The organism is Chamaesiphon polymorphus CCALA 037 (genome assembly GCF_003003845.1).
Lineage (GTDB): Bacteria > Cyanobacteriota > Cyanobacteriia > Cyanobacteriales > Chamaesiphonaceae > Chamaesiphon > Chamaesiphon polymorphus.
The window spans coordinates 1-4,675 of record NZ_PVWO01000465.1 but is presented as its reverse complement, the minus strand read 5'-3'; the positions used below and the strand labels follow the sequence as shown (position 1 = coordinate 4,675).

Here is a 4,675-nt window from a genome sequence, read left to right as displayed (position 1 = left end):
TCATAATTCCGCACAGTTCCATATCAACTATCAACTATCAACTATCAACTATCAATTATCAATTATCAATTATCAATTATCAATTATCAATTATCAATTATCAATTATGAACTTGTTGTCAGGATCGATTCGACGGGTGGCAATTGTCGGCGGAACGCATGGCAATGAGTTGACGGGTATTTATACGATCGAGAAATTGAATCGATTTCCACATCTGCTCGATGGCTATAGCTTCGAGTGTATGACATTATTAGCCAATCCCAAAGCAATCGCCGCCAACCGCCGCTATATCGATCGAGATTTGAATCGTTGTTTTGGAAATGCAGATTTGGCAAATCCAGCTTTAACTAACTATGAAGACATCCTCGCTAAAGAAATTGCCGCCAAATTAGGCCCCAAAGATCGTCCCCAAGCTGATGTAATTATCGATCTGCATACTTCTACATCTAATATGGGATTGACGATTTTACTGTCGAGTAGGCATCCGTTTAACTTACGATTGGCAGCTTATTTAAGCGCGCTCCATCCCGATGTCCGAGTTTGCTGTGGCATCCAGTGCAACCAAGATGCGCCGATGTTGCGATCGCTATCGCCATTAGGTTGCACGATTGAAGTTGGCGCGATCGCGCAAGGAATTCTCAATGCCGATCTGTTCGAGAAAACCCAGATGTTAGTTCGAGAAACTTTGAATTATATCGATGCTGAAAATCAGGGTAAACCATTGTCAATTCCGGCTAGTTTGACTGTATATCAAACGTTATCTTCGGTAGATTATCCCCGCAATTCATCAGGCCAAATCGAAGCGATGATTCATCCCCAACTGCAATTTCAAGATTATCAACCACTGCAACCGGGCGATCCGATGTTTTGGACATTTACAGGCGAATCGATTCCCTATCGCGGCGAATCTACAGTTTTTCCGATCTTTATTAATGAAGCCGCATATTACGAAAAAGGGATCGCGATGACCTTAACCGATCGAATAGTTTTACCGACCGAGCGTGCATAAAATTAGTCGATCGCGAACGGATGACAATCGAGATCGATCGATTACTTAACTTGCAGGATGAAAGCAGATCGCTCGCAATTAATAAATCATCCGATCGATAGATAAACTCTCTTGCAATTAACCCCTCTGCGCTCTCTGCGCCTCTGCGGTTAAAAAAATATCGATGCTCTAAAATATATCTCTCGATCGACCGATCTTTCGTGTATATATTAAATTGTTTTATTGCAAAAAATGTAGGATAATCTAAAACTTAGAGCCAAAATAAAAACCTTGCAAAGTAACGATCGATCTATATGTTTTGGGCATAACATCCTAATAATTCAGAATTGCCATCTATGAAGACAAAAGCCTACGCAGCTCAAAACGCTACGAGTCTACTTGCACCGTTCGATATTCAACGCCGAGATGTCGGTCAAAACGATGTCGCGATCGAAATTCTCTATTGTGGAGTTTGTCACTCAGACTTGCATACCGCCCGTGGCGAGTGGGATGGTACCAGTTATCCCTGCGTACCCGGTCATGAAATTATCGGAAAGGTGGTAGAAGTTGGTGCAAGCGTCCAGAAATTTAAAGTAGGTGACACCGCTGGAGTTGGTTGCATGGTCGATTCTTGCCGCACTTGTGCCAACTGCAAAGACGATCTCGAACAGTTTTGCGACAATACCGTTTTTACTTACAACTCTCCAGATAAACATACTAACGGCATCACCTACGGCGGCTATTCCGATCGCATCGTCGCGGATGAAGCATTTGTGCTGAAAATTCCACCAAATTTAGATTTGGCTGCTACCGCACCGTTACTGTGTGCGGGGATAACCACTTACTCGCCAATGCACTACCACAACGTTACCAAAGGTCAGAAAGTAGGTATCGTCGGACTCGGTGGGTTGGGGCACATGGGGGTGAAAATAGCCAAGGCTTTAGGCGCACATGTCGTCGTCTTTACGACCTCATCCAACAAAGTTGAAGATGCGATGCGGCTGGGGGCGGATGAAGTCGTCAATTCTAAGAACGCTGACGAGATGAAGCCGCATCTAAATAGTTTCCACTTTATTCTCGATACCGTATCAGCCCAACACGATATCAATGCCTACCTTCTGTTATTAAAGCGCGATGGTAATCTCACCCAAGTCGGCGTACCACCCGAACCGCTGTCCCTAAATGTCGGCAGCTTGGTCTTCGGTCGGCGCAGTCTCAGCGGCTCCCTAATTGGTGGCATCAAGGAAACTCAAGAGATGTTAGATTTCTGCGGCAAGCATAACATCACCTCTGACATCGAACTTATTCCCATTCAGAAAATTAATGAAGCTTACGATCGCTTGGTAAAAAACGATGTAAAATACCGTTTTGTCATCGATATGGCTTCGTTAAAATCGGCATCGTAAATTGATACTCGATCGGCTATCGATCGGTAAATTGTCGGTCGGGAAGGGCGGGTTTGTGTACCTACGGTAGGCTTCGCCAACGGATTTAATGGTTTTATGCGTTAATTTTCAGCATAAACCCGCCCCTACAGATCTATAAATTTGCGATCGGGATTAATCCGATCGATTGACTGGTAAAATTGTAACAGGTATGTATTTATATCTATGCGCCGCGATACAATTTTCTACCAGTTATTTCAGCAATCGCCAACTCTGTTATTCGAGCTGCTTCCACAACCGCCAGCAAATGCCGATCGATATACTTTTGAAGCGGTTGAGGTAAAGGAAACAGGCTTTCGGATGGATGGAGTGTTTCTACCACCGGAGCGTGGTGGAATTGTCTATTTCGGTGAGGTGCAGTTTCAGGTTGACGAACTTCTCTACGAGCGGATGAAATCGCGCTGAGGTTTCCTCAGCGTGCGTTTCACCAAGCAGCGGATGGTAGCGGAGATTAGCATTTATGTTTACCGCAATCGAGATAAACTTTCTGATTGGCAAGCGGTTGTTATTTATCCCAGCAGAAGTATCGAGCAATCCAATACTATTACGGTACGAGAGCTATTAGCTAGCGGACGGATCGTGCGGGTGTATTTGGATGAGTTGGGTGAGATTGAAGAGTTACCCATCGGTGTTGGGTTGATGGTGTTGACGACGTTGGAGGGGGATGAGGCGAAAGCTCAAGCGAGAAGGGCGATCGAGCGTGCTGGTGGCGATCGAGATATAATTGAGATGATTTCGACGATTGTTGTGTACAAGTTTAGCGATCTAAGTAGGGAAGAGGTAGATGCAATGCTAGGAATTGAGTTGCAACAAACGCGAGTATATCAAGATGCCAAGGCTGATGGGGAGCAAATATTAGTGCTAAAACAGCTTACCCGAAAGCTGGGCAATATTAGTCCTGAAGTTCGAGCGAGAGTAACTAGTTTGACGATCGAACAACTTGAATCTCTTGGTGAGGATTTGTTAGATTTCACATCGATCGATAATTTAGAGCAGTGGCTGAGTCAAAATTGACTAACATCATGTATGGTGGGCAGTACCTACCAGCACAAATTTTGATTTAATAAGATAAATATTTGGGGTATTTAATATCGATAGATTGTTGAAGATATTGCGATCTATAAAAACAGTTTAAATTATTGTTACTACGGATCTAAATAGTCTGTGGGCAGTGCCCACCCTACATTTCTACGCGATCGATAGTTTAAATATGACCAGTATAAATACTGCTGTCGGGCATAATAGTTTCGTAGCAAATAACATTTTTATACCCATCCAAGTTTTTAGCCCCGCTCAAATCGGCATAACTGAGATCGGTATTAGTAAAATCACCTTCAATAAAGTTAGCATTTCTGAAGATGGCTCCCCTAAGATCGACATCAGTAAACCCAGCTTGCCCGAAATAGGCATCGCTAAAGGGCGGTTGATGACTAAGCAAATATGTTTATCTATTTTATTTCCTTGTATAAAACCACTCTGCCTCTTTACAAAGGGAGATCTGGGCTGGGGTCAACCCTCCGATTGGTAACTCAAATAACTTATTGGTACGATCGAGGCGTATATACCCAATTATTCCCATCCGCGCGGGGAATTAGTTTAGTCTGACTCGAACCGATTAAAATTACCGTTCGCATATCCGCCGACTCTGGCACTAACTCGCCCAACGTAATCACCTTTACCTCCTGTCCGGGTCTGCCCAGATTGCGGGCGAGGATGACTGGGGTGGTGCCCGATCGAGTCTTGATGAGGATCTCCTTAGCGGCGGTCAATTGCCAGGTGCGTTGGCTTGAAATGGGGTTGTAGAACGCGATCGCAAGATCGGCTTCAGCCGCAGATGCAATCCGACTGGCAACAACTTCCCACGGTTTGAGGATGTCGGAGAGCGAAATCGCACAAAAATCGTGTCCCAAGGGGGCACCCACAGCGGCGGCGGCGGCTTGCATGGCGGAAATTCCTGGCGCGATTTGGAGATCGATCGTTTGCCACTCTGGTTTGGCTTCTTTATCGAGTACTTCTAATACAGCCGATGCCATGGCAAAGATGCCCGGATCGCCAGAGGAGATGACGACGACATTTTTACCGCTGGCGGCTAAATCTAAGGCTAACTTGGATCGATCGAGTTCCACTCGATTATCCGAGCCGTGACACTCTTTGCCAACGGTGAGATCTTTAACTAAATTTAAATAGGTGTGATAGCCGACGATATCGGTTGCAGCAAGAATCGTTTGGCGTACTTGTGGCG

4 protein-coding genes and 1 pseudogene are annotated in these 4,675 nt (G+C 44.9%); 3 read left to right on the top strand and 2 right to left on the bottom strand.

The window, feature by feature from the left end; all coding sequences use genetic code 11:
• The first annotated feature begins 106 nt into the window (after positions 1 to 106).
• The 3 genes and pseudogenes from C7B77_RS24495 to C7B77_RS24485 all read left to right on the top strand — a co-directional run bounded on the left by C7B77_RS24495 (position 107) and on the right by C7B77_RS24485 (position 3,447).
• Positions 107 to 1,009, top strand: a complete 903-nt coding sequence (locus C7B77_RS24495) for an aspartoacylase (protein WP_106311081.1) — start codon at positions 107 to 109, stop codon at positions 1,007 to 1,009.
• A gap of 335 nt (positions 1,010 to 1,344) precedes the next feature.
• Complete coding sequence (locus tag C7B77_RS24490; protein ID WP_106311078.1) at positions 1,345 to 2,394, top strand: NAD(P)-dependent alcohol dehydrogenase; 1,050 nt, start codon at positions 1,345 to 1,347, stop codon at positions 2,392 to 2,394.
• Positions 2,395 to 2,598: 204 nt separating this feature from the next.
• A pseudogene (locus C7B77_RS24485) lies at positions 2,599 to 3,447 on the top strand (DUF2887 domain-containing protein).
• A gap of 190 nt (positions 3,448 to 3,637) precedes the next feature.
• On the opposite strand, the gene C7B77_RS24480 reads toward C7B77_RS24485, so the two are convergent.
• Positions 3,638 to 3,871 carry a pentapeptide repeat-containing protein gene (locus tag C7B77_RS24480; protein ID WP_106311075.1) on the bottom strand — a complete coding sequence of 78 codons (234 nt, stop codon included), beginning with the start codon at positions 3,869 to 3,871 and terminating at the stop codon, positions 3,638 to 3,640.
• 100 nt (positions 3,872 to 3,971) lie between these two features.
• A partial coding sequence (gene cobJ / locus C7B77_RS24475; protein WP_106311072.1) for a precorrin-3B C(17)-methyltransferase occupies positions 3,972 to 4,675 on the bottom strand: 704 nt, incomplete at its 5' end.